Source organism: Streptomyces lavendofoliae (genome assembly GCF_014649735.1).
In the GTDB taxonomy this organism is placed as follows: Bacteria; Actinomycetota; Actinomycetes; order Streptomycetales; family Streptomycetaceae; genus Streptomyces; species Streptomyces lavendofoliae.
In genome coordinates this window covers 93,776-119,612 of record NZ_BMTP01000006.1, presented here as the reverse complement: position 1 = coordinate 119,612, position 25,837 = coordinate 93,776, and the positions used below count along the sequence as shown (strand labels likewise).

Here is a 25,837-nt window from a genome sequence, read left to right as displayed (position 1 = left end):
TTCCTGTCCCGGCCTCTTCCCCTCAGCCGCTCGCCCCTGCATGATACTCAAAAAACTGACTAGTCAGATTTTTGAGTATGGAGGGCCTGTGGAGAAGACCGTGGAAGACTTCCGCACCGCGGTGGCGAATCGCGATGTGGCCGCGCTGGACGGCCTGTTCACCGAGGACGTCCGGCTCTACAGCCCGGTCACGTTCACGCCCTTCGAGGGCAAGGCCATGGTGCTGGGCCTCTTCAGGGTCCTGATGCGCACCTTCGAGGACTTCCGCTACATCGGGCGCTGCGAGGGTGCCGCCGAGACCACCGCGGACGGTGAGGAGGCCCCGTCGGTGGTCCTGCTCTTCCGTGCCACCGTCGGCGGCAAGCAGATCCACGGCATCGACCTGTTGCAATGCGACGAGGCGGGCCGGATCAGGGAGTTCACCGTGATGGTGCGTCCGAGGTCCGCGGTGCACGCCCTCGGCGAGGCGGTGCTCGCCGGGCTGGTGGCCGACGGTCTCGTCCCGGCGACGGGCTGACGGCGCCCGCGACGGCGCCCGCGACGGCGCCGGTCGTCCGGCCGGTGGACCGTGCGGCCGGTGGTTCGGTGGTTCGGGTGGGGGCCGTGACCCGCCGAGACGGACGGGCCGGGCCGCGGGCATGCGGGCGTCCCGGTGGCAACGGGCCACCGGGACGGGCCGCACGCTCAGATCGCGGGGCTCAGTTGGCGGGCGCCTGGTAGAGGCCGCGGCCGGCGCGGCGGGCACGGGAGGTGGCGACGAGCCGGTCGAGGGTGCTGCGCACGGTGTTGATGGCACCGGTGCTGTCATCGCGGCCCAGTTCCTTGGCGACGTCACGGGCGCGCAGGGGCGTGTCGCTGTTGCGCGCGAGGACGGCGGCGACCTGCTCGGTCAGCCCGTTGGTGTTGTCGCCGGCGGTGGCGGCGGGCGCCGTGGCGGTGGTGGTGGCGGGCGCCTTGTCTGCGGGCTTCTTGGCCTTGGCGGCGGTGCCGGTCTTGGTGGTGGTGCCGGTCTTGCCGGTGGTTCCGGACTTCGCGGCCTTGGTGGTGGTGGCGGTGGTGGCGGTCTTCTTGGCCGTCGCGGTCTTCTTCGTCGCCGGGCGCGCCTTGGCGGCGGGCTTGGAAGCGGGCTTGGCGGTGGCGGGCTTGCCGGCGGCCGGCTTGGCGGACTTCTTGGCGGTGGTCTTCCGGCCGGCGGCGGTGGTACGCGCCGTGCGCTGCGCCGGAACGTCCGTGGTGGTGACCTGCTTCGGCTCCGCTTCCGGCTTCCGCTGTTCCGGCTCCTGCCCGGACTTCCGCTCCGCCGCCGACTCGGCGGCGGGCTCCTGCTCCGGGTCCTGGGCCGCCGGGGCCGGCGACTTTGTGGCCTCGGCGGCCACCGGGGCCTCCTCGGGCTCGGGCTCCGGCTTCGGCGCGGACTCCGGCTCGGGCTCGGGGCCGGCGCCGGACGGCGCGTCCTCGACGGCTCCTTCCGGTGCCTCGGTGCGCGGCGCCGGAACGGCCGCGACGGACAGCGCCTCCAGCGCGGTCAGCGCGCTGCGGACCGAACCGAGTCGCTCGGTGACGGCGGCCAGATCCTTCTCCAGCGCCTGCTGCTGCTCCTCGAGTTGGGGGAGCTCTTCCCTCAGCAGGGCGGTGGTGGCCTCGATGTTGCCGGCTGCGGTGGTGGGAAGGGGCACGTGTCCTCCTACGGATCGTGGCGTTTGTGAAGGAACGAAACTGTGCTGAAGAGTACGGCTGCGGTGTTGTGTCAAGCAAACAAGCGGTGACCGCCGCGTTGAGATCCGATGCCACGGCAGCCCGCCAGCCCCGAGGCGTCGCGCTTGCAACTGTTGTGTGTGCGAGGGGCGTTGTGTTCGCCCCGGCCCGGCGCGCCGCCGGTGGCGCGTCCGGGACGAAGTCACCGTAAGGGTGTGCCCCTCCCGGGCGGTTTCCGGGTCCGGTGGCCCCGTAGCGCGACGGGCAGACCTCGTACCGGCCGGTGAACGCCTGGCGCATCGACTCCGTTGTGCCGAATCCGCAGCGCCTGGTCACGCGGGCCGTCGGCCTCGGTACGTGCCTGGCGCACGAACCGGCCCGGTGCCTGGCCGAGGTGTTGCGTGAACGACCGGGTCGGGTGACCGGGCGCCATGCGACCTGGTTCCGGGCCACGTGCCGGGCCGGCTCGGGGCCGTGGCCCTCCTCGGCGAAGGCGAGGGTGAGGGCCGGTGCGCCCGTGCGCTGGTGACGGCCGCGGCCGTGCGGAGGTTGCCGCCACGTACGTACGCAGGTGGGCGTGGGGTCCGGGTCAACGACCCGTCAGCCAGGCGCGGATGAGTCCGGACACCGCCGCTCCGGCTCCCCGAGGCGCGGGCGATGGGACGCCCCCGTGGCGGCCACACTCACCCAGATCGGAACGGACAGCCGATCACGTGGGACAGGGCCAGGCGCCGACGTCGCACCCGCGATGTCCGGCGACTCGGAGTCTTCGTGTCCGACCACCACCATCACCCGTTCCCCTGCGGCGCGACGGCGTTGGTCCTTCCGCCGTCACCGGACGGACGGCGGCGCTCCTCTGGACGGCGGCGCGCCGCCGGGCCGGTCAGCCGTTCGCACCGCGCGGCGGCCCGGTGGTCGCCATCGTGTCGCGCACCCGGGCGGCGGCGCGTTCGGCCTCGCGCACGACGGCGTCCGTGTCCACGCCCACCAGCACGCCGTCGGCCTTGCGCATCCGGCCGTCCACGAAGACGTGGCTGAGGTTCGGCGGCTGGCCGTTCAGCACGATCTGGCCCACCCAGTCGTAGCGGGGCGCGAAGTTCAGCGTGCCCGGGTCCAGCACGAGGACGTCCGCGCGCTTGCCGGGGGAGAGGGAGCCGACGTGGTCCGCCATCCCGAGGCACTCCGCCCCGCCGAGGGTCGCCATGCGCAGCACGGCGGGGATCGACGGGTGCACCCCGGGGTCCCGGTGCGACGCCCGCTGGAGGCCCACGGCCGCCTTCATGACGTTGAACATGTCGGACGTGTCGTTGGTACCGCCGTCGTGGCCGAGCCCCACCTTCACCCCGCGCGCGTGCAGTGCGGGCAGCCGGATGATGCCGGAGGCCAGCCGCATGTTGCTCAGCGGGCAGTGGGCCACCCGCACGTCGTGCTCGGCGATCAGCGCGATCTCGTCGTCCGTCAGGTGGATCGCGTGGTTCATCAGCAGGTCCGGGCCGAGGGCTCCCGCGAGCCGCAGGGCGCGCACCGGGTCGTCCCCGCGGTCGCCGGGATGCTCCAGGACATGGGAGTTGAGCATCACCCCGAGGTGCCGGGCGAGTTCGGTGGTTCGCCGTAGCGGTCCGAGGGTCGCCATGCCGGCATGGGTGGAGATGTGGGCGGACGCCAGGGGCAGCGGGTCGAGCAGTTCCCTCTTCACCCGCAGGAGAAGGTCCGCGTCCGCGGGCCCTTGCGTCATCGCGTACACGAAACGCAGCCCGGAGTCGTCCAGCGCCTTTATGTGCTGGACGCTGGTCTCGTACGGGACGGGGTGCACCCAGTCCACGACGGTGGTGACGCCGGCCTGCAACGCGTCGAGGGCGGCGAGGCGGGCGAAGCGGTACATGTCGCGGGGGCCGATCCGGGCGAGCGTCCCGCGGTTGCAGGAGGCCAGCCAGCCGTACAGGTCCTGGTTGCCGCATCCGCCCCGGATGCTGGACTGCCACAGGTGGTTGTGCACGTCCACGAATCCCGGCAGGACGATGCGTCCGCCCGCGTCCAGCACCCGCACGCCCCGCCGCGCGGGCAGCCGGCGCCCTACGGCGGCGATCTTCCCACCCCGCATCAGCACATCGGCGTCGCGCAGGATGCCCAGGGGCCCGTCGCCCACCGCCGGGTCCATGGTGAGGAGCAGCCCGGCCCCGCGCAGCAGGGTGGCGGGCATGGGCTCGCCGGGTCCGCCGGTGGGGGGCGGGGCCTGGCCGGCCGGGCGTGTGCCCAGGGCGAGGGGGATGCTGCCGAATCCGGCGAGTACGCTGCGGCGGTTGAACTCTGGCGACTCCGTCATGAGGGTGGTATCCCGCACGTCTCGACGTCAGGCAAGCCAGAATTCCGGCCAACGGTAATGGAATTCCGTTTTCACCGTCCGCGTCGGGCGGTTCCCTCCGGTACCGCCTCTCCGGCGGCCCCGCCGCCCGCGGTCACCTCGCGGCGTTGAGGTGCAGCCACGCGCTGAGCGCCGCGTGGAGTTCGACGACGTCCTGGCGCGGCAGGCTCTCACTGGCACGGCCCACATGGAGGCGCACGTCGTCGGCGGTGACCGTGTAGCCCACCGCCAGACGGGGCGGGGAGCTGACGGCCGACCCGGCGGCCAGGGCGCGCCGTAACGCGGCCACCCGGTGCGGGAGCCGGGCCGCGGGCCGGACGGCGGGGCCCGGCCGGTCGGGCCGGTCGGGCCGGTCGGGCCGCCGGGGCAGGAACGGCGCCCCGATCGTGGTGTAGAAGCCGTTGATGGCGTCCTCGAGGGTGCCGCGCGACGCGGCGGGCGCGGCGGCGTCGAACGCCCGGAACAACAGGGGCCAGGAGGGCTCGACGACATGTGCCTTGCCGGGCGGGGGTTCCGGTGTGTCCTCCCGCAGCGCCAGCTGGACGCACGCCCCGGGGATCAGCTCGTCCGAGTAGCCCTTCGCCATGTACCGGGAGCGCAGACCTCGCAGGTGCGCCACGTGCCGGTGGACGGGGGTCTGGCGGACCGGGGTGTCCGGCCGGGACGCCCGGCCGGGGGCGCCGTAGGGACCGTGCGCGCGGTGGAGCCGGCCGGACTCCGTCACCACCGCCGTCACCTGCCGACTGCCGTTCCCCAGCCGAAATCCCACGACCGTGAGCATGGCGCCCCTCCCCGCTTCCGCACGCACCCCACCGACGCTACCGGCAGCACGCACCCCGCGGGGCCGATACGTCCGACCCGCCCCGGTCGGTACCAGGCGTACCGTTTCGCCTGCGGGGCCGGGGCCGGGGCCGGGGCCGGGGCGCGCCGCGGGCCGTCACCCCGGCAGCCCGGGCCCGCCGGCCGAGCGGCCGGTGACCGCCGTACGGCTCACCGCCGCGGCGAGCTTGCGCACCCGGCGCCAGTCGAGGCGGGGCTGGGGCTGCGGGACCCCGGGCCGCAGCCGGGGTACCCGGACGCGCAGCGCCCGTGGCGCGATGCGGCAGTGCACCGGGACGGGCAGGACGAAGGCCTCCCCGTCGATGCCGACGTCGACGGTCGGGAGGTCGGCGTCCACGACCACCTCACGGGCCGTCAGCACCGTCAGCGCGCCCGCCTCCGGATCGAGGAGCAGACCGGCCGCCTCCGCCGCGTTGTCCACCCGGATGCCCACCACGCCCAGCACGCCGGAGTCCAGCCGCTCCCGGCGGCCCAGGCCCGCCGGGTCGTCCCTGCGGTAGGGGTTGTTGCTCACCAGCAGCGCCTGCGGTCCGGTGAGCGTGGTCCCGCCGGCACGCGCGGTGAGCCTCGGGCCGCTCTGTCCGGTGAGCAGTTCCGGCAGCAGGTCCAGCGCGGTGCCCACCTTGTCCCCCCGGTACGCCGGGCTCTGCACGACCGCCCCGTAGACCCCGAACGACACGTTGTTGACGAACGGGCGCCCGCCGGCGAATCCGAGGTCCACATGGAGCTCGACGCCGTCGGTGAGCGCGTCCAGGCAGGCGGCCGGGTCGTCGCGGTCGAGGCCCAGGTCCATCGCGAAGTGGTTGCGGGTGCCCGCGGAGACGACCAGGAACGGCAGGCCGTGCTCGGCGGCGACCGCGGCGACCAGCGCCTGGGTGCCGTCGCCGCCGGCGACCCCCAGCAGGTCGGCGCCCTCCGCTACCGCCCGCCGGGCCAGCTCCGCGACGTCCCGCGGCCGTTCGGGGTCGAGCAGCACCACCCGCGCCCCCAGCCGCTCCGCCTTCTCCTTGAGGCCGAACCGCTCCACCTTGGCGCCGCCCGAGTGCGGGTTCATCACGAGGAACGGGCGCCTCGGCGGCGGCGTGCGGTGCTCCTTCACCCGCACGGGACGCAGACCGGTGCTCCGCAGCGCGTACCGCCCGGCCCAGACGGACGCGACCCACAGCGTGAGGGAGAGCACGACCACCCACAGCAGGTTGGCGGCGGCGAACATCGCGACGACGGCGGTCGGCGCCGCCGCCGCGAGCGTCGCGGCGGCCGCTCGGGCGGTGCCGCGCCGCGTCAGCACCCACCACAGGCCGGCCGCCGTGACGGCGATGCCCGCCGCGCCCACCATGAGCAGCAGGACGCCGCCGAGCCCCCCGTACAACAGGGGCAGCAGGGCGGCCAGCGACACGCAGACCAGGGACGCCCTGGCCGACCACCGCTGCTTCCGATGGGCCCGCTCGCCCGCCCGCCACCCGACCCCCATGGGCCCTCCCCTCGTCCGCGCACATCGTAGGAGGCCCGCACGCCGGGCGGCCCGTCGACGGGGCCGGTCACCTGCCCGGCGAGGACCAGCCGGGTGGCTGAGCGGGATCGAGGGTGCGCCACTGGGCCAGGACGTCCGGGTCCTGCGCGTCGAGCCAGTCGGTCAGTTCGCGGAAGGAGACGCAGCGCACCTCCTTGCGGGGGCAGACGCGGCGCATCACGTCCTCCACCGCGTCCATGTAGATGCCGCCGTTCCAGTTCTCGAAGTGGTTGCCGATGAACATCGGCGCGCGGCTGCCGTTGAAGACGCGCTCGAATCCGGCGAGATAGGAGTCGCGGGTCTGCTCGCGCCAGGTGCTGTACATCGCCGGATCGCCGTCCGTCAGTCCTTTGGACTGGTTGTAGAGGTAGTTGAAGTCCATGGACAGGACCTGGAAGTCCTTGCCGGGGAAAGGCAGCATCTGCAGCGGCAGGTCCCAGACGCCGTTCTTCCTGGACGGCCAGATCTGGAAGTCGCCCGACGAGCTCGCGTCGTACCGCCATCCGAACGGCCTGGACGCGGGTATGAGCGTCTTCTGCCCTTCGAGGCAGGGCGCCCGACCGCCGACGACCTCACGGGTGGGGTCGAAGGGGAGGGGGTCGAGGTCGGTGAAGCCCGTGTTGGTCTTCCAGTTCTGCACGAAGGAGTAGAACTGGTCGATCTCGCTGGTCCACTCGGCGGCGGTCCAGTCCCCACCGCCCTTGGCGCCGCAGAAGTGGCCGTTGAAGTGGGACCCGATCTCGTGCCCTTCCTTCCACGCCTTGCCCAGCTGCTCCAGGGTGGTGCGGATGTGCTCGCGGGTCGGGTACGAGATGGCCGCCGCTCCCACGTCGTGCCGGGGCGGCCGGTAGAGGTCCTTCTTCTCCTTCGGCAGCAGGTAGATGCCCGTGAGGAAGAACGTCATGTGGGCGCCGCTCTCCTTGGCCACGCGGCGGAAGCGGGAGAAGAGCCGGTCGTCGCCCTCCAGGGCGCCGTCCCAGGAGAAGACGACGAACTGCGGCGGCCGCTGACCCGGTTTCAGCCGCTGGGGCTTGAGCCGGCCGGGCTGCGGGCCGGTGTACGAGGTGGAGCCGTCCCCGAGGATCCTCACCCGGCCGTCCCACTCCTCGTCGGAGCTCTCGGCGCCGCCGCCCTTGCGCCCCGCCGGAGGCCGGGGGGCCGGGGCGGACGTGCGGTCGGCCGTCGCCGCGAGGTCGTCGTCACCGGCGCCGGTCACCAGCGGGACGAGGCTCGCGCCGGTGGCGATGAGGACCGCGGTGATCCCGAGCGCGATGCCACGGGTGGTGGTGCGTTCGCGCAGGCGCCGTACGGCCGGGTGGTTCCGGATCATCGTGTCTTCCCCCGATCGTCACCGGTGCGAGGAGACACGTCCCGCACCGCGTCCATGTATTGGTTCCATATCGCCGCGGGACGGCCGGCCCCGGCCGTGGAGTCGCCGCCGAGGCCCGTGAGGGGCAGTGGGGCGAGGCTCTTGGCGAGGTCCATGCGGTAGACGACGACGGCCGTGGCCTCGGTGGGCGTGTAACCGGCGTACCAGCGGGCCGTGTCCTCCCGCGTGCCGCCGGCCTTGCCCGCCGCGCCGTCCGGCCCCTCGCCGCCGTGCTCCTCGTCAGCGCGCCCCTCGGTGGCCTGCTCCTCGGTGGCCTGCTCCTCGCGGGCGCGGGAGAGCGCGTCGGTGACGTGGTCGGCCACCGCGGGGCCGACGGCCCGCCGCTTGCGCGGGGCGGCGAGCGGAACGGGCTCTCCCTTGTGGGTGACCCGCAGCACCGAGTACGGCTCGGTGTGCGTGCCGCGCCCGGGGAACATGCTGTAGGCGCTCGCCATGCGGATGGCGCTCGGCGTGGAGTTGCCGAGGGCGAAGTCGGGGACCGGGGGGCCGAGGCTGGAGCCGAGGAGGCCGGCCGATTGCGCGGTGCGCCGCACATGCTCCAGACCGACGTCCATGCCCAGTTGGAGGAAGGGCGCGTCCGCCGACTCGGCCAGGGCACGGCCGAGGCTGATGCGGCCGTGGGAGCGGCCGTCGAGGTTGATGGCCTTGACCATCTTCCCGGCGCGGTCCCAGTACGGGCCCTCCGGGGTCCGCAGGGGGACGCCGTCGTCGCCGTCGTAGACGGTCGCGGGAGTGACCGGGGTGCGGGGTCCGCCGCGCTCGCGCTGCACGCCGTGCTCGAGCGCGGCGGCGTAGACGAAGGGGGTGAAGACCGTTCCGGCCGGGACGGTGGCGGCGTTGGACTCGTTGAACGCCTGCTTCTGGTGGTCCGGTCCGCCGTGGACGGCCAGGATGCGGCCGTCGGGGGCGACCGAGGCGGCTCCGAACCGGGCGTACCGGTCGGCCGCGCGGTTCTCGGGGTCGAGGCCGGCGCGTGCCGCGTCGACGGCCTTGGTGAGCGCGGCCGTACGCGGCTTCTGGAAGGTCGTGTAGACCTGGTACCCGCCGAGGTCGAACCGCGCGTCGCTGATCCGCCCGGCGCGCTTGGCGTACGTCTCGGCCAGCTCGACGAGGTAGCCGTTCTGGCCGCCGGAGGTGCTCGGGGTGGTCGGGACCCTCGGCTCGGGGAATCTGGTGTAGCGGGCGCGCTCCTCGCGGGACAGCCTGCCGATCTCGACCATGCGGTCCAGCGTCCAGGCCCACCGCTCGACGGCGCGTTCGCGGTTGGCGGGCGAGATGGCGGGGTCGTACAGCGAGGCGCCCTTCAGGAGGGCGGCGAGGAAGGCGCCCTCGCTGGCGTCCAGCTGGGTGACGTCCTTGCCGTAGTACGCCTGCGCGGCACGCTGGAGGCCGTACGTGCCGCGCCCGAACCAGCTGGTGTTGAGGTAGTCCTCGAGTATCCGGTCCTTGCTGTGCTGGCGGTCCACCTTGATGGCGAGGAGCACCTCGGTGAACTTGCGGGAGAGCGACTGGTCCTGGCTGAGATAGACGTTCTTGACGTACTGCTGGGTGATGGTGGACCCGCCCTGGGTGTCGCCGTCACCGACCGTGCGCCACAGGGCCCGCGTCACACCGCTCACGGAGACGCCGGGGTCGGAGTAGAAACCGGCGTTCTCCGCGGCGAGCACCGCCCAGCGGACGTGCTTCGGGATCTTGTCCAGGGGCATCTCCTGGCGCCTGACCCAGCCGGTGCGGGCCATCGGAGTGCCGTCGGCCCAGTAGTAGACGTTGTCCTGCTGCGTGGCGAAGCCGTTCAGGCCCTCCGGTATCTCGGTGCGTACGTAGGCGATGGCCACGACTCCCGAGACGGCGGCCACGGCCAGCAGGAACGACGCCGACAACTGGCGCCAGGACGGGACCCACCGGCGCCAGCCGACGCGGCCCGAGCGGGGGTAGTCGGGCCGGCGCGGCACACGTGAGGCGCGCGGCCTGCGCCGCTTGCCACGGGGCCTGGTCCGGGACCCCGCCGCCGTGCGTACGGCGCCCGCCGCTCTTCTCCAGTCGATGTGCTTGGTCATCCCCGTCCAGCCATGACTCGTGGCCCGGACCCCCGCGGACAGCCGCGGGTGTGCGGCCCGGCATCCGATTACCGGCGCGATGAAACAACACAAAAGCGCACCCCAGAGAGTGACAGAGGGTGACGCCCGCCATGTCACGCAAAGATAACAGGCCGGTATGACAGTCCCATGGGGGCGCCGGGGCTTTGGCCGAAGCCGGCCCGTCGGGGGCGGAACCCGGCCCCGCCCCCGACGGGAGGAGCCGCCTGGCTCACCCCGCTCGCGGTCCCCTGCTGGACCCCGGCGCGGGGAGCCGCCCGTCACACCAGGGCCTCCGGCGACGCGCGTTCACGGTCGGCGCCGAGACCCGCCCGACGGGCCCGGTCCGGTCCCTCCGCCCGCTCCCGGCCCAGCGCGCCGGCCGGCAGCTCCGCCCGGAACCGGCGCCGAAGCCCCGCGACACATGTCGCCGCCGATGGGGCCGGCCCACCGTGCGTCGGCCGGTGATCGCACCCCGGCGTCAGGGGCTCGTGAGGACCACGAGCCGCTGGGTCGCCCGCGTCATCGCGACGTAGCGGTCGACCGCTCCTTCGACGCCCGTGCCGAAGCCCTCCGGGTCGACGAGCACGACCAGGTCGAACTCGAGCCCCTTCGACAGTTCCGGGGTCAGCGACCGGACACGCGGCTCGGCCCGGAACGCCGGGGCGCCGATGACGCACGCGGTCCCCTCGGCATGCGTGGACAGCCACTCGTCGAGGACCGGGCGCAGATCGGCGACCGACCCGCGCATGACGGGAATCCCGGTGCCGCGCACGGATACCGGTACGTTGGCGTCCGGGAGCACGGCGCGCACGACCCGCTCGGCCTCGGCCATGACCTCCTCGGGGGTCCGGTAGTTGATGTTCAGCGAGGCCACCTCGATCCGGTCGAACCCGACCCGTTCGAGCCGCTCCGGCCACGACTCCGGGAACCCGTGCCTGGCCTGGGCGCGGTCCCCGACGATGGTGAAGCTCCGGGACGGGCAGCGCGGCAGCAGCATCCGCCATTCCGCGTCGGTCAGCTCCTGGGCCTCGTCCACGACGATGTGCGCGAACGGGCCGGCGAGCAGGTCCGGGTCGGGGGCGGGCAGTTCGGACTCGTCGACCAGGCTGACCCGGGCGTCCCGGCCGCGCAGCATCGTCACGAGCCCCTCGCCGTCGTCGCCGTCGGCGCCGGAGTCGGCCGCGGCGGCGATCAGGTTGTCGACGACCTGCGTCATGCGCTCGCGCTGGGCCGCGAGGGCGGCCTCGCGCCGGCTCAGCCGTCGTGCCGCCTCCGGGTCGCCGAGCCGCTGCCGTGCCGCGTCCAGCAGGGGCAGGTCCGACAACGTCCACGCCTGGGCGTCCCCGCGCCGCAGCCTGCGGACGTCGTCGGGGCCGAGCCAGGGAGCGCACTTGCGCAGGTACGCGGGCACCGACCACAGGTCGCCGACGAGGTCGGCCGCCTCGATCAGCGGCCACGCGCGGTGGAGGGTCCCGGCCAGTTCGTCGTCCCGCGCCAGCGACCTGCGGAACTCCTCGGGCGGGACGTCCTCGCCGAGCTTGTCCAGCAGGATCGTGCCCAGCGCCTCCCGGATCTGCTCGTGCGCCTCGTTGTGCGGCGTCCCGGGCTCCGGTGCCTCGAACGCCTCGGCCCAGTCGTCGGCGCTCAGCCGGACGTCGGCCCAGTCGGTCGTGACGGTCATGCCCCGGGTGGGCGGCTCCTCGTAGAACCTGACGGCCGCCTCGACGGCGTCCACCATCCGCGCGGACGCCTTGAGGCGGGCCACCTCCGGGTCGGTCTCGGCGGCTGCTCCGGCTCCCTCGGCGACGAGGTCCCGCAGCGTGCAGGTCCGCACACCGTCCTCGCCGAGGCTGGGCAGGACGTCGGCGACGTAGGCCAGGTACGGCTGGTGCGGACCGACGAACAGCACGCCGCCCCGGCGGTGACCGAGGCGGGGGTCGGAGTACAGCAGGTGCGCGGTGCGGTGCAGGGCGACGACGGTCTTTCCCGTACCCGGACCGCCGTCGACGACGAGGGCGCCGCGGGACCCCGCCCGGATGACGGCGTCCTGGTCGGCCTGGATGGTGGCGAGGACGTCACGCATCCGGGGCGACCGGGTGCTGCCCAGACTGGCGATGAAGGCGGACTGGTCGTCCAGCGCCGCGTGCCCCTCAAGGCCCTCGGCCGTGAACACCTCGTCCCAGTAGTCGCTGATCCGGCCCCGCGTCCAGCGGTACCTGCGGCGGCTCACCACACCCATCGGGTCGGCGTGCGTCGCCGCGAAGAACGGCTCGGCCGCGGGGGAGCGCCAGTCGACCAGCAGCCGGCGCCCCGTGCTGTCGGTGAGGCCGAGCCGCCCGATGTGGACGGGCTCGGGGTCGTCGGCCCGGACGAAGTGCCCGAGGCACAGGTCGAGGCCGAAGCGACTCAGGATGCGCAGACGGCCGGTCAGCCGGTGGATCTCCACGTCCCGGTCCATGGCCTCCCGGCCGAGGCCGCCGGGCGCCCTGCGCAGGGCGTCGAGACGGTCGGTCAGCTCGGTGATCGACCGGTCGAGGCACTCCGCGACGGCCGCGAAGTGCCGCTCGTCCCGGGCGATCAGCGCCGGGTCGGCCTTGGCGGAGAGATGGCCGGGGAGGTCGAAGGCACTGGCAATCGGGGAACTCATGTCACCACCGCCGATCGGTGGCCGCGCCCGCGACGTCCGGTGCCGCGCGTCCCGGCGCCCCGGTTCCGGGCGCCGGGGGCCGCAGCCCCTGTCCCACCCCCGCCATGACTTCCCCGCACGACCAGTGGACCGACGACAACACACGCACCTGGTGTTCACCCGTTTCTGCGGCTTCCGGCTTCGGCCTGCGATTCTGCGGTACGAGCGGGGCCTTGTGGCAAGCCCCCCGGTGCGCTATATGTTGAGAGTGGCAAGAGGTGGGCACTCCCTCTTGCCTTTGTCGTTTCGCGACTCCTCCCTCACACGCCCCCCGGGCCCCGGCTGAGCGGCCGCGGGGTGGGTCAGCCGTACGTCCGGTGGCAGAGGCTCACGATCGAGGGGTCCGCCACACCGTGCGACGCGCGGCACAGGTCCCGCATGCCGACGGACCGGCGGGGCAGCGGCCTCTTCGGAACGGACTCGGTGCGGGGCCCGCGCGGCGCCCCGGCCCGGGGCGCGCCGACGGGCCGTCGGTCCCGGGCGCTGTCGCGACGCTCCCGTGGCGCGTACAAGCCCTGTTCCCCGGCGGCTTCCGGGGGCCGGTGCTCGGCCCGGCGCGGCGACCGCTGCCCGGGGCCGGCCGACGCCTCACGGGCGGCGTTCCCGGCCGCCCTCCCAGGCGGTGGCGCGGGCACCGGGCCGGTGTGGGCGAGTTCCTCGCGGACCGGCGCCGGGCGCGGCGCCGGCAACTCACGCACGGGGGAGGACAGACGGCCACCCGCGGGCGCGAGGCTCGGACGCGGGGTGGTCGGCCCACCCCCGACGCTGGTGCACCCGGACAGGAGCAGCAGGGCGGTGACGACGGGCGGGGCGATTCGGCGGAGGCGCATCCCTCCACGGTGCCCCCCGACCGCGGCGTCGCGCCCGGGACCCGCGCGGCAACCACCGTGACGGGTGACGGCACCGAGGGCTCGCGCCACCGGGACCCCGCCGCGCCGGAGGTCCGAAGCGCCGGGTCACCCGTCCAGGAACCGGTGGAGGGAGGCCGTCATGCCGCTGACGAAGGCGTCCCGGGTCCGGTCGTCGACCAGGTCGAGGGACAAGTAGGGGTTGAGGTCCTCCAGTTCCACCAGGAGCAGGCCGCCTTCCCGGGTGCGGCAGGCGTCCACCCGCTGGATCCCGTGGCCGAGGGTGTTCCAGTCGATGAAGCGGCGGGCGAAGGCCAGGTCGGCCTCCGTCGGCGCGTACGGCTCCAGCTCCCAGCGCCGCGCGGGGTCGGGGGCGTACAGGGCGTACTGGAAGGTGTCGTCGACGTAGTAGAACGACACCTCGTAGCGGAAGTCGACACGGGGCTGGACCAGTACATCGCCCTCGGCGATCGGGCCGAGCGCGTCCGCTGGTACGAAGCGGAGGCCGATGGAGTCCGCCCCGGCCTTCGGCTTGACCACGTACTGGCCGGTGTCGGGCAGGAGATCCAGGTCCTGGAGCCGGTCGACGGTGGGGATGACCGGGTGTCCGGCCCGGGTCAGCTCCAGCAGATACTGCTTGCCGGCCATGTCCCCCCGGCCGGTCAGTGGGTTGTAGACGCGGGTGCCGTGCGCCGTCGCGCGCTCGCGGAAGGCGTCGTACTCCGCCTGGTAGTGGAGTACGGGCCCGCTGTTGCGGACCACGACGGCGTCGAAGCGGTCCATGAGGGCGGCGGCGTCGAGCGGGTGGCACAGGGCGATGTCGAAGTCCGCGCGGAGGCGGGAGGACAGGAAGACGTCCTCGTCGCAGTAGCGCCGCCCCCGGGCCGGGTAGGCCAGATCGGTCACGTACAGCAGGGCGGGGCGGGCGGGCATGGGGTGTCTCCTCCGTCGGTGGGGGGGACCCATGGTGCCAGCCGCTCGGACGCGGCCCCGAGGTGCCCCTGGGCCGGCCCGGCGGGCGGCGGGGGGCCCGGGGCGCACCCGGCCGGGAGCGCCCCGCGACCGGAGCTGTTCACCCGCCCACCACCCGCTACCGCCTCCCTGCCGCGACGGGCGCCGAGGCGGCGTACGTACCATCCCGTCAGCAGGCTTTCGTGGTGGCAGGGAGGCGGTTTCGCGGTGACTCGTCCGGGAGAGGCACGGGCGCGGGTACTGGTGGTCGGGGGCGGACCGGTCGGCATGCTGCTCGCCGCCGAGCTGGCCGCCCTGGGTACCGAAGTCGTCCTGGTGGAAGGCCGCACCACGACGTCCGAACGGCCGAAGGCGACGACGCTGCACGCCCGGACCGTCCAGTGCCTGGCCCGCCGCGGCCACCTGCCGGACCACCTCGCGCAAGCGGGCGGCGACGCGAACACCATGCCCTTCCACTTCGCGGGCATACCGGGCCTGGCCATCACGGCACCACCGACCGAACCGCAACCCGTTCTGAAGGTGCCCCAGGCGGAATGGGAACGCCATTTCGAGGGCCGGGCACGGGCCGCCGGCGCCCGTGTCCTGCGCGGTCACCGCGTGGTGGGCCTCGACCGGACGCCGGAGGGCGTGCGGGTGGAGGCCCAGGGGCCGCGCGGCACCGTCACCCTCCACGCGCGGTACGCGGTCGGGGCCGACGGCGCCCGCAGCACCGTCCGCCGTCTTGCCGGCATCGAGTCCGACACGTGGCCGGCGACCGCGACCGCGCTCATGGGGCAGGTCCGTCTGCGGGACGAGCACGCCCGTCTGCTTCCGCCGGGCTGGCACCGCACCCCGCGCGGCTGGCTCGTCGTCAAGGAGGCCGCCGACGGCAGCACGCACCTGCGCACGCTCAACTGCGACCGGCCCCCGGGCGACCGGGAACGACCCGTCACGCTCGCCGAGTTGAGCCAGGAGGTCTCGTACCTGGCCGGGCACGACATCACCCTGACCGAGGGCCGGTGGCTCAGCAGGTTCAGCGACTTCAGCCGGCTGGCCCGGACCTTCCGGGCCGGCCCGGTCTTCCTCGCCGGTGACGCGGCGCACGTCCACTTCCCCGTGGGCGGCCAGGGGCTCAGCACCGGGCTGCTGGACGCGGTGGGCCTGGGCTGGAAGCTCGCCCTCGCGGCGGCGGGGGACGCGGGGGACGAACTGCTCGACACGTACGACGCGGAGCGCCGCCCGGCGGCCCGGCGCGTCGTCGACAACACCCGGGCGCAGGTGGCGCTGATGCGCCCCGATCCCGCCCTGGACCCGTTGCGGGACCTGATCGCCGGCATGCTCACGTCCGGCGAGGACGGCAGCGGGGCCGGGGGAGCGGACGGGGGCCGGGGCGGGGACGCCTTCGGCCTGATGATCAGCGCCCAGGACACCGTGCTGCCCACGCGCTCGCCGTCGTCCTCGTGGGAGGGGACCTTCCTGCGGAACGTCGCCCTGGACACGGCCGAGGGGCCGACGGACGTGATCCGGCTGCTGCGCGAGGGCAGGCCGCTCCTGCTGCTCCTGGGCGAGGACGGCGAACGACACCTCGGCGCGGCGCGGCCCTGGGCGCACCGCCTGCGGGTGGTCCGCTGCGCGCCGGTGCCGGACCTGCCGTGCGAGGCGCTGCTCGTCAGGCCCGACGGGTACGTCGGCTGGGCGCCGGACGGCGGCGCGCTGGACGCCGTGCTGGCCCGCTGCTTCGGCGGGCGCGGGGTCCCGGACCCCCCGGAGGCCCTGGCGGCGGCCGGACCCGGTCAGCCGACGGGCTGACGCTCCAGCAGTGCCGGGCGGGAGTCCGCGCCGGCGTCGGCGTCCAGCTCGGCCAGCACGACGGCTCCCCTCGTCCGCGACAGGTCGATGGAGGCGAGGACCGAGGACAGCACCACCGTCGGCAGCACGTGCCGGAGCAGCACGCACACCCGGTCGGGCAGGTCCTGGTAGTCGCTGATGGCCTGGGACATCGCCTGCACGCCGGCGAAGCTGCCCACCAGCACCTCGGCTGTCTCGGCCGGGACCACGTGGGGGAGCAGCTCGCCCTGGGCCCGGGCGTCGTCCAGCAGTTGGTCCAGAACCTGCACCCACCGCAGGAACGGCCCGGAGCGGTCGAGGTCGTGCGCCTGCTGGTCCAGCGACAGCCGGACCCCGGCGCGCACCATGGGGTCGGTCCTGAGGCGGTGGGCGTGCAGCATCACCACGTCCACCAGCTCCTGTGTACGGCACGGGCGGCGGGGCACCACCAACCGCTGGTCCTGCTCGGCGAGCACACCCTGCGCCAGGTCGTCCTTGGACTCGAAGTGGAAGTACAGGGCGCCCTTGGTGACTCCGGCCGTGGTGAGGATCTCGGAGATCGTGGCCGCCTGATACCCCCGCTGCTCGAACACCTTGGCCGCCGCGGCCAGAATCGTCCGGCGCGTACGGATGGCTCGGTCCTGCTTCGCCACTCTCGCCTCCTCCACGGGCTCTCGGGACGTGATGTCCACCCAATAACAAACCGCTGGGTCTGTATCTTACCGCTCCGCTCGGTAGGTGAACGTGGTACCACTTTCCTCCCGCGGCCGGAATGGCTGGAATGCGTCCGGCCCCAGCCACGGTCCTTCCCGCCTCCGCCGTGCCCACACCAGGGATCCGGCCCGGCCCCGGTGACCGGCGGACCGGCCCGGCGAGCGGCGTGTGGAGCAGGTGGCCACAGTGGCGGGACGGTGCCGAAGGGGCCGTTCGAGAGCCGCCCCGGAAGACCTCCCGGGCGGCGGATGCCTTGGTGGCACCGGGGGTGCGGGCGGGGACGCCCCGTGCCGGTCGAGCCGCTCGCTCAGAGCCGGTGGGACGAGGCCGTCACGGTCGAGGAGAAGACGGGCCGGCCTTCCTGGCTGCCGGTCACCCGCACCGCTCCCCGGCCGGCCCCGGGCGCGGAAAGGCGGGTGGCCCCGATCGAGCAGGGCGCGTCCAGCTCCGCGAACCGCGTGAAATGGCTGGTGATCGCGATGGGGAGCATCTCGCCGTCCCCCAGGACGGACGCCGCCGCCTGGCGCGCCGCCTCCAGCAGGACCATGCCCGGGACGTGGTCGACAGGGTGGTCGAACAGCACGTGGTGGCGGCTGTCGACGCGCAGTCGCCAGCGGTTCTCCTCGCCGACGGGGGAGAGCACCACGTCCATGGGGGACGTACGTCCGACGCTCTGCGGGGAGGCGGGGGCGGTCAGCGGGACCGGGGATCGCCCGTCGTCCGGCCCGCGCCCCGCCCGGAGCCGCCGGTAGACGTCCGGGGAGGTGCAGGTGAAGGAGGCGCCCCCGGTTACGGCGACGTGGCCGTCGCGCCGGACCACCGCCGTGTAGCGCAGCCCCGCCAGTGCGGAGCCCCGCCGCTTGACCTCGGTGCAGTCGACGTCGATGTCGAGCGCGGCGGGGGCGTCGCCGACCAGGAGGTGTTCCTGGTCGACGGCGTACTCCAGGTCCCACATCAGGAAGTGGTGGCCGAAGGGGACGCCGAACTCCGCGTGAGCGAGGAGCGAGCCGACCTGGCGGATCGTTTCCGCGGCGAGGAGCGGGTCATGATGCCCGCGTATCGGGCTGAAGAAGCTGTGCCCACGCGGCCACTGGGCCGTGACGTCGAAGCGGGTGTCGCTCCTGCGCCGCCAGTCGGTGAGCATCACCTCGGCCACGGCGGCCCGGTGCACGAACTCCTTGGGCACCGTGGTGGTCAGGGAGGGGAAGCGGAAGGCGGGCGGGCAGCGCATCGGATCTTCACGGCCCCCGAGGGGCGCGGTGCTCAGGGGGTCCTCCGTCCGATACGCACTCGTAGCCATGTACTCCCCTCAAACGCAAGGTACTTGACGGACGGCGCGCCCGTAGCTGTCGCCCGAAGATACATACCAGCCGGTTTAGTTTCCACCCGGTCCTTCACATGGGGTGTGTGCTGTGAGTATGCGGCATACCCGGCAGAGGCCCAGAAGCCGCCCCCCACCGTCAACTCCCCGCCGCCCGGCCCCGTGCCGGTTTCCTCCGTGGACGCCGGTTTCCTCCATGAACACCGTGGGAACGATCCGCAGACCTGACCTCGCGACCCCTGCCTGTTCCCCCACGCCCACGGAGGCGGCCATGTCGACAGAGCGAGTCGCTGCCCCCGGCGGCCCCAGGGACTGGACCCGGGACACCTTGCGGGAGGACGACTGGCTCCTGACCCTCCCGGCCGCGTGGACGGACGGTGCACGCGCCGACCGGGCAGGCGGGCTCCGGCCGGCCGGGCAACCGCCCCCGCCGGACCCGGGGGAGCCGCCGGACCTTCCGGCCGGGTTGTTCGCCCGCCTCGCCGAACAGTTGGCGCGGGGCCCCGGTTTCGCGGTGGTACGCGGCGGACCCCTGACCGGCCTGAGCGACGCGCGGTGCCTCGACCTGGCGCACCGGTTCGCCGCGCGGCTCGGCACGCCCAGGCCGCCGGACGCACCCGAGCAGGGCCACGTCCTCGTCACGTCCCGGCTCCCCTCCGGGCACCCGGCGGCCGACGCGGTACGGGGCGGGGTGGACGACCGGCACCTCGCCCTCCACACCGACCGCGCCGGCCCGCCGGGGCCGCCCCACCTCCTGGGGCTGCTGTGCGTCCGGCAGGCCGCACACGGCGGCGCGTCCCTGCTTGCCGGCGGCGCCACGGTGCACGACCGGCTGCTCGCCCGCCACCCCGCCGTACTGGGGCGCCTGTACCGCGACTTCCGCTTCGGGCGCGATGACGGCTTCGACCGGGTGCACCCCGTCTTCGAGCGCCGTGCGGGCGAGGTGCTGACCCGCTACAACAGGTACTGGATCGAACGCGCCCACCGGGAGGCGGGCGAGCCGCTGTCCGTCGCCGACCGCACGGCCCTGGACGCCTTCGACGAGGTCCTGGCCGACCCCGGCACGGTGCTGCGCATCCGCCTGCGCCCCGGTGACTTCCTGCTGCTGGACAACACCGCCGTCCTCCACGGCCGCACCGCCTTCACCGACGCCTCCGACGATCCGCTGCGGCGACGCTGCCTCGTGCGCGTGTGGGTGGACCGGCCCACCCGGCCCGGCACAGGGCGCCCCGCTGGGTACCGGGTGCCGGGGAAGTGAGTACGCGTGCTCAGGAAAACGGGTCCCCGGCCGCCGACGATGAGAGTCACATCGCCGGAACGGGGAGAACCGCATGCTCAGCCGCCTCAGCCAGGCCCTGGTGCCCACCATCGGGCGCCTCACGGTCACCGCCGACCCGGCGGCCCGTATCGCTCCGGGCAGCATCCTGGCCGCCAACCACACATCGCTCGCCGACCCGGCCATCGTGCTCGCCGCGCTCCGCCGGCTCGGCGTCCGGCCGGTCGTCATGGCCGCCGCCGGCCTGTGGCGCATACCGTTCCTCGGCCGTGCGCTCACCCGCGAGGGCCACATCCCCGTCCACCGCCACGACCGGCGTGCCGCCCGGGCCCTGGACCTCGCCGCCGCCGCCCTCGACGAGGGGCGCCCGGTCCTCATCTACGCCGAGGGCGGCATCCCGCTCCGCGAGGACGCCGCCGAGGCCGCGCCGGTCACCTTCCGCAGCGGGCTGGCCCGGCTCGCCGAGCGCACGGGCGCGCCCGTCGTACCGGTCGGTCAGGCCGGGGCCCGCCGGGTCGTCTCGGGGAGCGCGGCCAAGCAGCTCGCCGGCCTGGTCACGGCACCGGTCCGCCGGCCCGAGCTGCACGTCCACGTCGGGGCGCCGCTCACGCTGCGCGGCGACCACGCGGTGCGCACGGCTCAGGCGTACGGCGCGGTGACGGAAGCCTGGCGCACGGCGGCGGCCCGCCTCGGCGAACCCGCCGCCCTGGCCGCGTGACGGCCCATGCGCCCCGCGCTCTCCGCATGCGTCACGGAGCGGGAAGGAGGCCCTCCTCCCGGGCGACGTACGAGCAGGCCATGGCGGCGACCGTCATGCCGAGCCGGCCGAGCACCTCGATCGACTCCAGCAGGATCCGGGTGTCGGCCTCCGCCATGGCGGCGCCGCACCGGTCGCGCTCGGCCGACTCCTCGGCGGAGGTGGCCGTCCGCAGCGCCGTGACCCGTGCGGCCAGAGCCTCGCGCGCGACCTCCCGCGCGACGACACCGCGCACCGCGCGGGCGATCGCCTCGTCGCTCATCCCGCCCGTCCCGCTCGTCCCGTTCATCTGATTCAGGTCGGTCCGGTCGGTCCTGTCGTCCACGTCGCCCGTACCTCGTCCGACGGCTCCCGACCGCTCGCCGTCACCCCCACCCACCCGGCTGTGAGCGGGAACACCCGGCAGGACCACCCGCCGGCCGGCGATCGCCGCCCGCGCGGCGCCAGGAGCGCACCGGGTGCGCGGGCGCGCGGCGGACGCACCGGCGGTCACCGGGCATTCCATCCGATTAGTGGCGTGAGCCCGTCAGTGGCGCGTCACGGCATGCCCGTGCGGAGAGGTTGGTGATGAGGGCGTTGCACCTGCATCAGCGGCTCGCTCCCGTTCCGTACGGGGTTTCTGGGCCTGCCGCCAGGGACGGGCGCATGGTTCCTCGCGGCACGGCGGTTCTCGTCGATGGCCGAGCCGATCTCCTCGCAGCGGAAGCACGCGCGCGGCCCGTCCATGAGGGACCGGGCGGTGCGCCGGCCGCGTTCCGACAGTCGTCCAACACGTGCCGCTCGGCACGCTCCGGCCGCAAAGGGTGAGGATGCGCATGCGAGACGGCTACTCGCGGAAGCCATGTACCGGTGGACGCCGCGCCGCACCCCGGCCGGCCGGCGCCGGCGACGAAGAGGGAGGCGGCAGGTGAGAGCGCATGTCCAGGCACTGCCGGACGAGGACGGCACCAGGATCATCCTGTGCGCCGGCGAGTTCGACGTCGCCACCTCCGTCCTGCTCGACGCGGCGCTCGCCACGGCGGCCGCGGACACCACGGTGGCGCGTACGGTCGTCGACCTCAGCCAAGTGGCCTTCGCCGACTCCACGTTGCTCAACGTCCTCGTCAAAGGACACCGCACGCAGCGTCTCGTCGTCGCCGGCCCACTGTCCCCGAGGCTCCAGCGCATCCTGGCGCTCAGTGGTCTGGACACCGCGCTGCGCATCGCCCCCGACCTGCGGTCCACGGCCGAGACCGAGTGACCGGGACGGCGGACCGTTCGCCGTCCGGCCCGGCACGTCAGGCGGACGGGCGCGGCGCCGGTGCGTCGGCGAGACCGCCCGGCCCGAGGAGGCCGGTGGGCTCGAAGGGGTGGGCCGCGGCGAGCCGGGGCAGTTCCCTGCGGGACAGCGCCGTGACCACGGGCGGCATGGCGGCCCGCACGAGCTGAGTCGCCCGCATCCAGGACGGTACGTACACGGTGGGGCGACGCCGTTCCACCGCACGGACCAGCCGTCCGGCCACATGGGCGACGGAATGGACCCGGCGGGCGGGCGGCGGCATATGGCCGCGCAGCTCCCGCAGGACGGCGTGGGCGTCGACGTCGCGGACCATGTCGGTGTCCGTCCAGTTGATGTAGGCGATGCCCACCCCCACGCCGCGGTGGGCGACCTCGGCGCGCAGCGAGTGGGCGAACGACTCGACACCGGCCTTGGAGGCGCAGTACGCGCTCATCATCGGCGCGGCGCCGATCGACGCGAGCGAGGCGACCTGGAGGAAGTAGCCGCTGGTCTCGAACAGCGCCGCCAGGTGGGACCGGGCGGTGATGGCACTGCCCACCAGGTTCACCTCGATGACGCGGCGCCACGAGGCCGGGTCCGACTCGGCGAACGGCCCGCCCTCCGCCACACCGGCGTTCGCCACGACCACCGACGGCGGCCCCAACCGTTCCCGCACCTCGCCGGCGACCTCCGCCATACGGGCGTCGTCGGTGACGTCGACCTCCCAGCAGGCGGACTCCGTCCCCAGCCGTTCCGCGACCCGGGCCAGGGCCGCTCCCTCCCGCCCGAGCAGGGCCACCTTGGCGCCGCGCTCGGCCAGCCGCACGGCCAGCCCTTCGCCGAGGCCCCGGGCCGCTCCCGTGACGACAGCCGTGCGGCCGTGGAGCGGCCCCGCTTCCCTTGCCATGTGCCGACTCCCTCAGCCCTGCCCGCGGACACTCCTGCCTGCCACGCTAGGGCGGGAGGCGAGGAACGGCCCGTCGACACCGCACCCGGCCACCCCGTCGGCCGCGCGGCACGGCGGGTGGGAGGGCGGTACGCCGGTCCCCGGCAGCGCTCGCACGGCGGCGGGGACCCGGCGGACTGAACCGCCCCTGTTCGGCCGCGGTCCCGGGCCCGTCCACCCCCACGCCCTCGGGGACGAAGCGCATGGCCGAGCAGACCATGGCCGTGCCAGGGCTCGGCTGCCACGGGCGGCCGCCGGAGGGCGGGCCGCGGAGGGCGGGCCCCGGCACGTCCGGCCGTGCGGCGGCGGTCAGCCGTGGGTGCCGCCGGTACCCGGCTGCGGACCGGGGCCCAGGTGCCGGCGGGCCACCGGCCGCTGCCGGGCGACCGGCCGGCCGGGTGCGGAGCCCGGGTCGACCGCCAGTTCGGCGGCGGTACGGCCGCGCCGCGCAGGGCCGGCGTCGGGCCCGCCGTCCGGCAGGGAGCCGGGGTCGGGGCCGGGTGCGGAGTCGGTCCCCGAGTCGGAGTCGGAGTCGGAGTCGGGGCGGGGACCGGGGCCCAGCGGGCGGCGGCGCGTCGTCGTCACCCGCGTCAGTCTGTCAGGGAGTGCGCGTCGAGCACGCCCCGGTCCCGCAGCTCGTCCAGGTCCGGCAGGTGCAGGTGGCGCAGCGGGCCGGTGTCGAGATCCGCCTGAGCGGCGACGACGCGGCGCCGGGTCGTCTCGCCCGGGCCGGCACCCGGCGCGGACGTGGTGGGGCCGGTCCCGAGGAGGCGGCGTATGTCGGTGGTCACGAACGATGATCGTAAGGCGCCGGGCTCCACGGATCGAAGGGTTATTCGACCCCGTGTGTCGGCATGCGCGGCAGTCGGACACGGGGGAGTGAGCCGGCCGTGGGACGAGGGCTGCCCGAGATCCGGTACCGCGCCGCCCGCCGACGACCACCGGGCCGGACGGGGCGGGACGCACTCCCGGCCACGGGAACGCGCGGCCGTCCCCACCGCCACCGGTGCTCACGTCCGTCAGGCCCGTCGGTACGCTGCCGACCCGGTCGAGCCGCCCTCACCGCCCGGACCCGGGCGGCGGCCCGGACCGCCGTCGAAGCGGCCCGGCGCGTCATACGCCGCGGGCCCGCCCGACATGGCCGGTGCGCCCGCCGCCGGTCTGGCCCGAGCCGCCGTGCCGGTTCCTGACGAAAGAGGTTCGGTGAGGCGTACGCACACCGCCGCGTCGCTGGCCGGAGCGCTCGTGCTGCTCCTCGGCGGCTGTGACGCCCTGGCCACCGACAAGACCCCCGAGCGCGTCAGGGACGGCACGGCCGGACTCGACCTGACCGTCACCGGCCGCCCCACTCCCGGCACCCTCGCCGTCACCGAGCACGTCCTGGCCCGTCTCAAGGCCCGCGACGCCGACGGACTGGCGGACCGGGCCGGACAGGACGGCGGCACGGAGAGCGACGCCGAACGCTGGGTGGCGCGCTGGGGCGCCGCCGCGCAGCGTCCCGCCACGGCGGACTTCGGCCAGGGCGAGAAGACGGCTTCCGTGGAGGTCCGCTTCGCCGGCGAACCGTCGCCCCTGATCCTGCTCCTGACCCCCGAGGGCCGGAGCGACCCCTACGGCGACCGGTTCGACGTCGCCCTCCACGACGACCGGTGAGACACCGCCCCCGGTCCCGGCCGACGGCCACCCGACGGCCGGGGCCGGAGCCGGGGGCCGACGGGGATCACGGCCTGCGGAGGGCGACCGGGATGCGTTCGAAGGCGTGGAACGCCGCCTCCTGACGCCACTGCACCGCGGCCTTGGCGCTGGAGCGGAGCAGCGCGCGGCATGCGGGAGCGGGCGTACCCGTGCCGAGCCGTGTGCCCGAGCACGGGGCGGCCGGGCGGTACCCGTCACGGGTGGGGTTGCCCCGCCACAGGCCGGCGCCGGGGAGGAAGGCGTACTCCAGGCTCGCGCGGGCCAGGTCCTTCAGCTCGCGGTAGGACAGCCCGTAGGTCTCGGCGGCGTACTGGTACTCGTGGCTGATGTCGATGCGCGAGACGCCCGGATCGTCCGTGGCCAGAACCACCGGAACGCCGTGGCGGCGATAGGTGTCGAAGGGGTGGTCGTGCCCCTGTACGCCGAGGATCTGGGCGTTGCTGGTGAATGGCACCTCGACGGCGACCTCCCGGGCCGCCATGGTGCGGACGGTCCCCCGCCAGTCGTCCTCGTGAAGGAGGGACACCCCGTGGCCGATCCGTTCGGCACGGGCCACGCCGACCGCCTCGCCGATGTGGAACGTCAGGTCCCGGGGATCGACCAGTCCCGGCCACAGCTCACCCGCGTGCAGGGTGAGACGAGCGCGCGGATACACCCCCCGCAGGTGGGCGAGCATCCGCATGTGCAGGCGGTAGCCGGCCGTCGCCGCCCGCGCGTCCTCGGGCTGGACGAGGTTGACCGCCACGAACCGGGGATCACGCTCGGCCAGGCGCATGCCCAACGCCATCTGTGTGAACACCCGCTCGGGGGAACCCAGCCGGTAGACCTGCGAGATGAAGCGCACGGCCAGACCACAGGCGGGCCGGGCCGCCGGGGTGCCGCAGCGCGCGGCGGCACGGAACTCGCGCTCGGCGGCGTCCGCCTCCTTCCGGGCGCGGTCCACCAGCCGGTCCAGCCGGCCGCCGGAGACGAGCCTGTCGTGCAGCCGGGCGGGATCGCTGCCCGGCCCGATCCCGGCCGCGACCCGGTCCGCGGCCTCGGCCGCCGGCGTCACCATCGTCTCCAGGTAGAACTGGTTCTGTGCGGCCGCCCGGTCGGCGACGTGGGCCAGCACCTTGCCGCGGTGCCGTTCGGCCACTGCCTGGAACTTGCCGAAGGTGGCGAAGAAGTGGTCGTGGCCGTTGCCGCCGGGAGGGAAGTCCTGCATCGACCAGGCCCGCACGATCGCGTCGTGGAAGGCCCGGTCACGGCGGGCGTCCGAGGCGGGGCGGGTGCCCGGACCGCACGGCGGCGGCACGGCGGTCATGGCCGGGGTCTCGACGCACGAGCCGTCCCCGGCGGCCAGTTCGATCAGGTACTCGGTCGCCACCGCGCCCGCCAGGTGGTGGTGCAGGTCCCCGCCCTTCGGCAGCCGCTCGAAGAACCGGCGCAGCGACCGCGGATCGTGGCGGACGGCGTCCAGCCGCGCGTCCGCGGTCCGCTCACCCGGCGTGGGCGCGCGGAACGAGGTCCCCGCCTGACCGGCGGGCCGGGCGGAGGCGGCCCGGTCGGCCCACAGGGGCGCCGACACCAGGGAGCACAGGCAGGCCAGGGCCAGGAGCCCGTGCGGGCGCGGCATCCGGAAGCGGGGGAGCGTCATGACGGCATGATCACCGTCGCGCCGTGGCACGTCCGGCACCGGCG

Annotated in this window: 21 protein-coding genes; 6 read left to right on the top strand and 15 right to left on the bottom strand. The window is 74.6% G+C overall.

Annotated elements, in window-relative coordinates; all coding sequences use genetic code 11:
* The first annotated feature begins 88 nt into the window (after nt 1-88).
* Nucleotides 89-517, top strand: a complete 429-nt coding sequence (locus IE109_RS13390) for a nuclear transport factor 2 family protein (protein WP_229890977.1) — start codon at nt 89-91, stop codon at nt 515-517.
* Between the two features lie 181 nt (nt 518-698).
* Here the strand turns inward: IE109_RS13390 and IE109_RS13385 are convergent, their stop codons facing one another.
* The 8 genes from IE109_RS13385 to IE109_RS13350 all read right to left on the bottom strand — a co-directional run bounded on the left by IE109_RS13385 (nt 699) and on the right by IE109_RS13350 (nt 14,342).
* A complete protein-coding gene (locus IE109_RS13385) occupies nt 699-1,676 on the bottom strand; it encodes a hypothetical protein (RefSeq protein ID WP_189551054.1) in 978 nt (325 codons plus the stop codon).
* 902 nt (nt 1,677-2,578) lie between these two features.
* Nucleotides 2,579-4,018 (bottom strand): amidohydrolase family protein, encoded by a 1,440-nt coding sequence (locus tag IE109_RS13380; RefSeq protein WP_189551053.1) that lies wholly within the window; start codon nt 4,016-4,018, stop codon nt 2,579-2,581.
* A gap of 133 nt (nt 4,019-4,151) precedes the next feature.
* Nucleotides 4,152-4,826, bottom strand: coding sequence for a hypothetical protein (locus tag IE109_RS13375; RefSeq protein WP_189551052.1), 675 nt, complete (start codon nt 4,824-4,826; stop codon nt 4,152-4,154).
* A 168-nt stretch (nt 4,827-4,994) separates the two neighbouring features.
* Nucleotides 4,995-6,368 (bottom strand): diacylglycerol/lipid kinase family protein, encoded by a 1,374-nt coding sequence (locus IE109_RS13370; RefSeq protein WP_189551051.1) that lies wholly within the window; start codon nt 6,366-6,368, stop codon nt 4,995-4,997.
* A gap of 67 nt (nt 6,369-6,435) precedes the next feature.
* Nucleotides 6,436-7,737: a polysaccharide deacetylase family protein gene (locus tag IE109_RS13365; RefSeq protein ID WP_229890975.1), complete on the bottom strand. Its 1,302-nt coding sequence runs from the start codon at nt 7,735-7,737 to the stop codon at nt 6,436-6,438.
* Nucleotides 7,734-9,854: a transglycosylase domain-containing protein gene (locus tag IE109_RS13360; protein WP_189551050.1), complete on the bottom strand. Its 2,121-nt coding sequence runs from the start codon at nt 9,852-9,854 to the stop codon at nt 7,734-7,736. The genes IE109_RS13365 and IE109_RS13360 overlap by 4 nt, the downstream gene beginning before the upstream one ends.
* Nucleotides 9,855-10,353: 499 nt before the next feature.
* On the bottom strand, nt 10,354-12,522 hold the full coding sequence (gene helR, locus IE109_RS13355) for an RNA polymerase recycling motor ATPase HelR (protein ID WP_189551049.1): 2,169 nt from the start codon (nt 12,520-12,522) through the stop codon (nt 10,354-10,356).
* Nucleotides 12,523-13,517: 995 nt separating this feature from the next.
* A complete protein-coding gene (locus IE109_RS13350) occupies nt 13,518-14,342 on the bottom strand; it encodes an ATP-grasp domain-containing protein (protein WP_189551048.1) in 825 nt (274 codons plus the stop codon).
* A gap of 246 nt (nt 14,343-14,588) precedes the next feature.
* Between IE109_RS13350 and IE109_RS13345 the strand changes: the two genes are divergently transcribed.
* Nucleotides 14,589-16,169, top strand: coding sequence for an FAD-dependent monooxygenase (locus tag IE109_RS13345; protein ID WP_268251472.1), 1,581 nt, complete (start codon nt 14,589-14,591; stop codon nt 16,167-16,169).
* On the opposite strand, the gene IE109_RS13340 is transcribed toward IE109_RS13345, so the two are convergent.
* Nucleotides 16,154-16,840 (bottom strand): ScbR family autoregulator-binding transcription factor, encoded by a 687-nt coding sequence (locus tag IE109_RS13340; protein ID WP_189551047.1) that lies wholly within the window; start codon nt 16,838-16,840, stop codon nt 16,154-16,156. The genes IE109_RS13345 and IE109_RS13340 overlap by 16 nt on opposite strands.
* A 368-nt stretch (nt 16,841-17,208) precedes the next feature.
* Nucleotides 17,209-18,132, bottom strand: a complete 924-nt coding sequence (locus IE109_RS13335) for a ScbA/BarX family gamma-butyrolactone biosynthesis protein (RefSeq protein WP_189551046.1) — start codon at nt 18,130-18,132, stop codon at nt 17,209-17,211.
* Between the two features lie 361 nt (nt 18,133-18,493).
* Between IE109_RS13335 and IE109_RS13330 the strand changes: the two genes are divergently transcribed.
* Together IE109_RS13330 and IE109_RS13325 are read left to right on the top strand one after the other, a co-directional pair.
* Nucleotides 18,494-19,480 (top strand): TauD/TfdA family dioxygenase, encoded by a 987-nt coding sequence (locus IE109_RS13330; RefSeq protein ID WP_189551045.1) that lies wholly within the window; start codon nt 18,494-18,496, stop codon nt 19,478-19,480.
* Nucleotides 19,481-19,553: 73 nt separating this feature from the next.
* Complete coding sequence (locus tag IE109_RS13325) at nt 19,554-20,216, top strand: lysophospholipid acyltransferase family protein (RefSeq protein ID WP_189551044.1); 663 nt, start codon at nt 19,554-19,556, stop codon at nt 20,214-20,216.
* Between the two features lie 31 nt (nt 20,217-20,247).
* On the opposite strand, the gene IE109_RS13320 is transcribed toward IE109_RS13325, so the two are convergent.
* Nucleotides 20,248-20,580 carry a hypothetical protein gene (locus IE109_RS13320; RefSeq protein ID WP_189551043.1) on the bottom strand — a complete coding sequence of 111 codons (333 nt, stop codon included), beginning with the start codon at nt 20,578-20,580 and terminating at the stop codon, nt 20,248-20,250.
* A gap of 582 nt (nt 20,581-21,162) precedes the next feature.
* On the opposite strand from IE109_RS13320, the gene IE109_RS13315 reads away from it, so the two are divergent.
* Complete coding sequence (locus IE109_RS13315) at nt 21,163-21,495, top strand: STAS domain-containing protein (protein ID WP_189551042.1); 333 nt, start codon at nt 21,163-21,165, stop codon at nt 21,493-21,495.
* Nucleotides 21,496-21,532: 37 nt separating this feature from the next.
* Here IE109_RS13315 and IE109_RS13310 read toward each other — a convergent pair whose 3' ends face one another.
* The 3 genes from IE109_RS13310 to IE109_RS13300 all read right to left on the bottom strand — a co-directional run bounded on the left by IE109_RS13310 (nt 21,533) and on the right by IE109_RS13300 (nt 23,250).
* The gene (locus IE109_RS13310; RefSeq protein ID WP_189551041.1) at nt 21,533-22,420 is read right to left on the bottom strand and encodes an SDR family oxidoreductase; all 888 of its coding nucleotides are present in this window, start codon (nt 22,418-22,420) and stop codon (nt 21,533-21,535) included.
* 348 nt (nt 22,421-22,768) lie between these two features.
* Nucleotides 22,769-23,044, bottom strand: a complete 276-nt coding sequence (locus IE109_RS13305) for a hypothetical protein (protein ID WP_189551040.1) — start codon at nt 23,042-23,044, stop codon at nt 22,769-22,771.
* A 5-nt stretch (nt 23,045-23,049) separates the two neighbouring features.
* Nucleotides 23,050-23,250: a hypothetical protein gene (locus IE109_RS13300; RefSeq protein WP_189551039.1), complete on the bottom strand. Its 201-nt coding sequence runs from the start codon at nt 23,248-23,250 to the stop codon at nt 23,050-23,052.
* 412 nt (nt 23,251-23,662) lie between these two features.
* Here IE109_RS13300 and IE109_RS13295 point away from each other — a divergent pair, with 412 nt between their 5' ends.
* Nucleotides 23,663-24,112: a hypothetical protein gene (locus tag IE109_RS13295; protein ID WP_189551038.1), complete on the top strand. Its 450-nt coding sequence runs from the start codon at nt 23,663-23,665 to the stop codon at nt 24,110-24,112.
* Between the two features lie 67 nt (nt 24,113-24,179).
* On the opposite strand, the gene IE109_RS13290 is transcribed toward IE109_RS13295, so the two are convergent.
* Nucleotides 24,180-25,793 carry an adenosine deaminase family protein gene (locus IE109_RS13290; protein ID WP_229890973.1) on the bottom strand — a complete coding sequence of 538 codons (1,614 nt, stop codon included), beginning with the start codon at nt 25,791-25,793 and terminating at the stop codon, nt 24,180-24,182.
* Nucleotides 25,794-25,837 lie beyond the last annotated feature (44 nt).

What these genes read in the sequence shown, in the direction of transcription:
- IE109_RS13335 (WP_189551046.1), bottom strand. Translation starts at nt 18,132, where the DNA reads ATGCGCTGCCCGCCCGCCTTCCGCTTCCCCTCCCTGACCACCACGGTG.
- IE109_RS13350 (WP_189551048.1), bottom strand. Translation starts at nt 14,342, where the DNA reads ATGCCCGCCCGCCCCGCCCTGCTGTACGTGACCGATCTGGCCTACCCG.
- IE109_RS13325 (WP_189551044.1), top strand. Translation starts at nt 19,554, where the DNA reads ATGCTCAGCCGCCTCAGCCAGGCCCTGGTGCCCACCATCGGGCGCCTC.
- IE109_RS13290 (WP_229890973.1), bottom strand. Translation starts at nt 25,793, where the DNA reads ATGACGCTCCCCCGCTTCCGGATGCCGCGCCCGCACGGGCTCCTGGCC.
- IE109_RS13310 (WP_189551041.1), bottom strand. Translation starts at nt 22,420, where the DNA reads ATGGCAAGGGAAGCGGGGCCGCTCCACGGCCGCACGGCTGTCGTCACG.
- IE109_RS13360 (WP_189551050.1), bottom strand. Translation starts at nt 9,854, where the DNA reads ATGACCAAGCACATCGACTGGAGAAGAGCGGCGGGCGCCGTACGCACG.
- IE109_RS13370 (WP_189551051.1), bottom strand. Translation starts at nt 6,368, where the DNA reads ATGGGGGTCGGGTGGCGGGCGGGCGAGCGGGCCCATCGGAAGCAGCGG.
- IE109_RS13380 (WP_189551053.1), bottom strand. Translation starts at nt 4,018, where the DNA reads ATGACGGAGTCGCCAGAGTTCAACCGCCGCAGCGTACTCGCCGGATTC.
- IE109_RS13365 (WP_229890975.1), bottom strand. Translation starts at nt 7,737, where the DNA reads ATGATCCGGAACCACCCGGCCGTACGGCGCCTGCGCGAACGCACCACC.
- IE109_RS13330 (WP_189551045.1), top strand. Translation starts at nt 18,494, where the DNA reads ATGTCGACAGAGCGAGTCGCTGCCCCCGGCGGCCCCAGGGACTGGACC.
- helR (WP_189551049.1), bottom strand. Translation starts at nt 12,522, where the DNA reads ATGAGTTCCCCGATTGCCAGTGCCTTCGACCTCCCCGGCCATCTCTCC.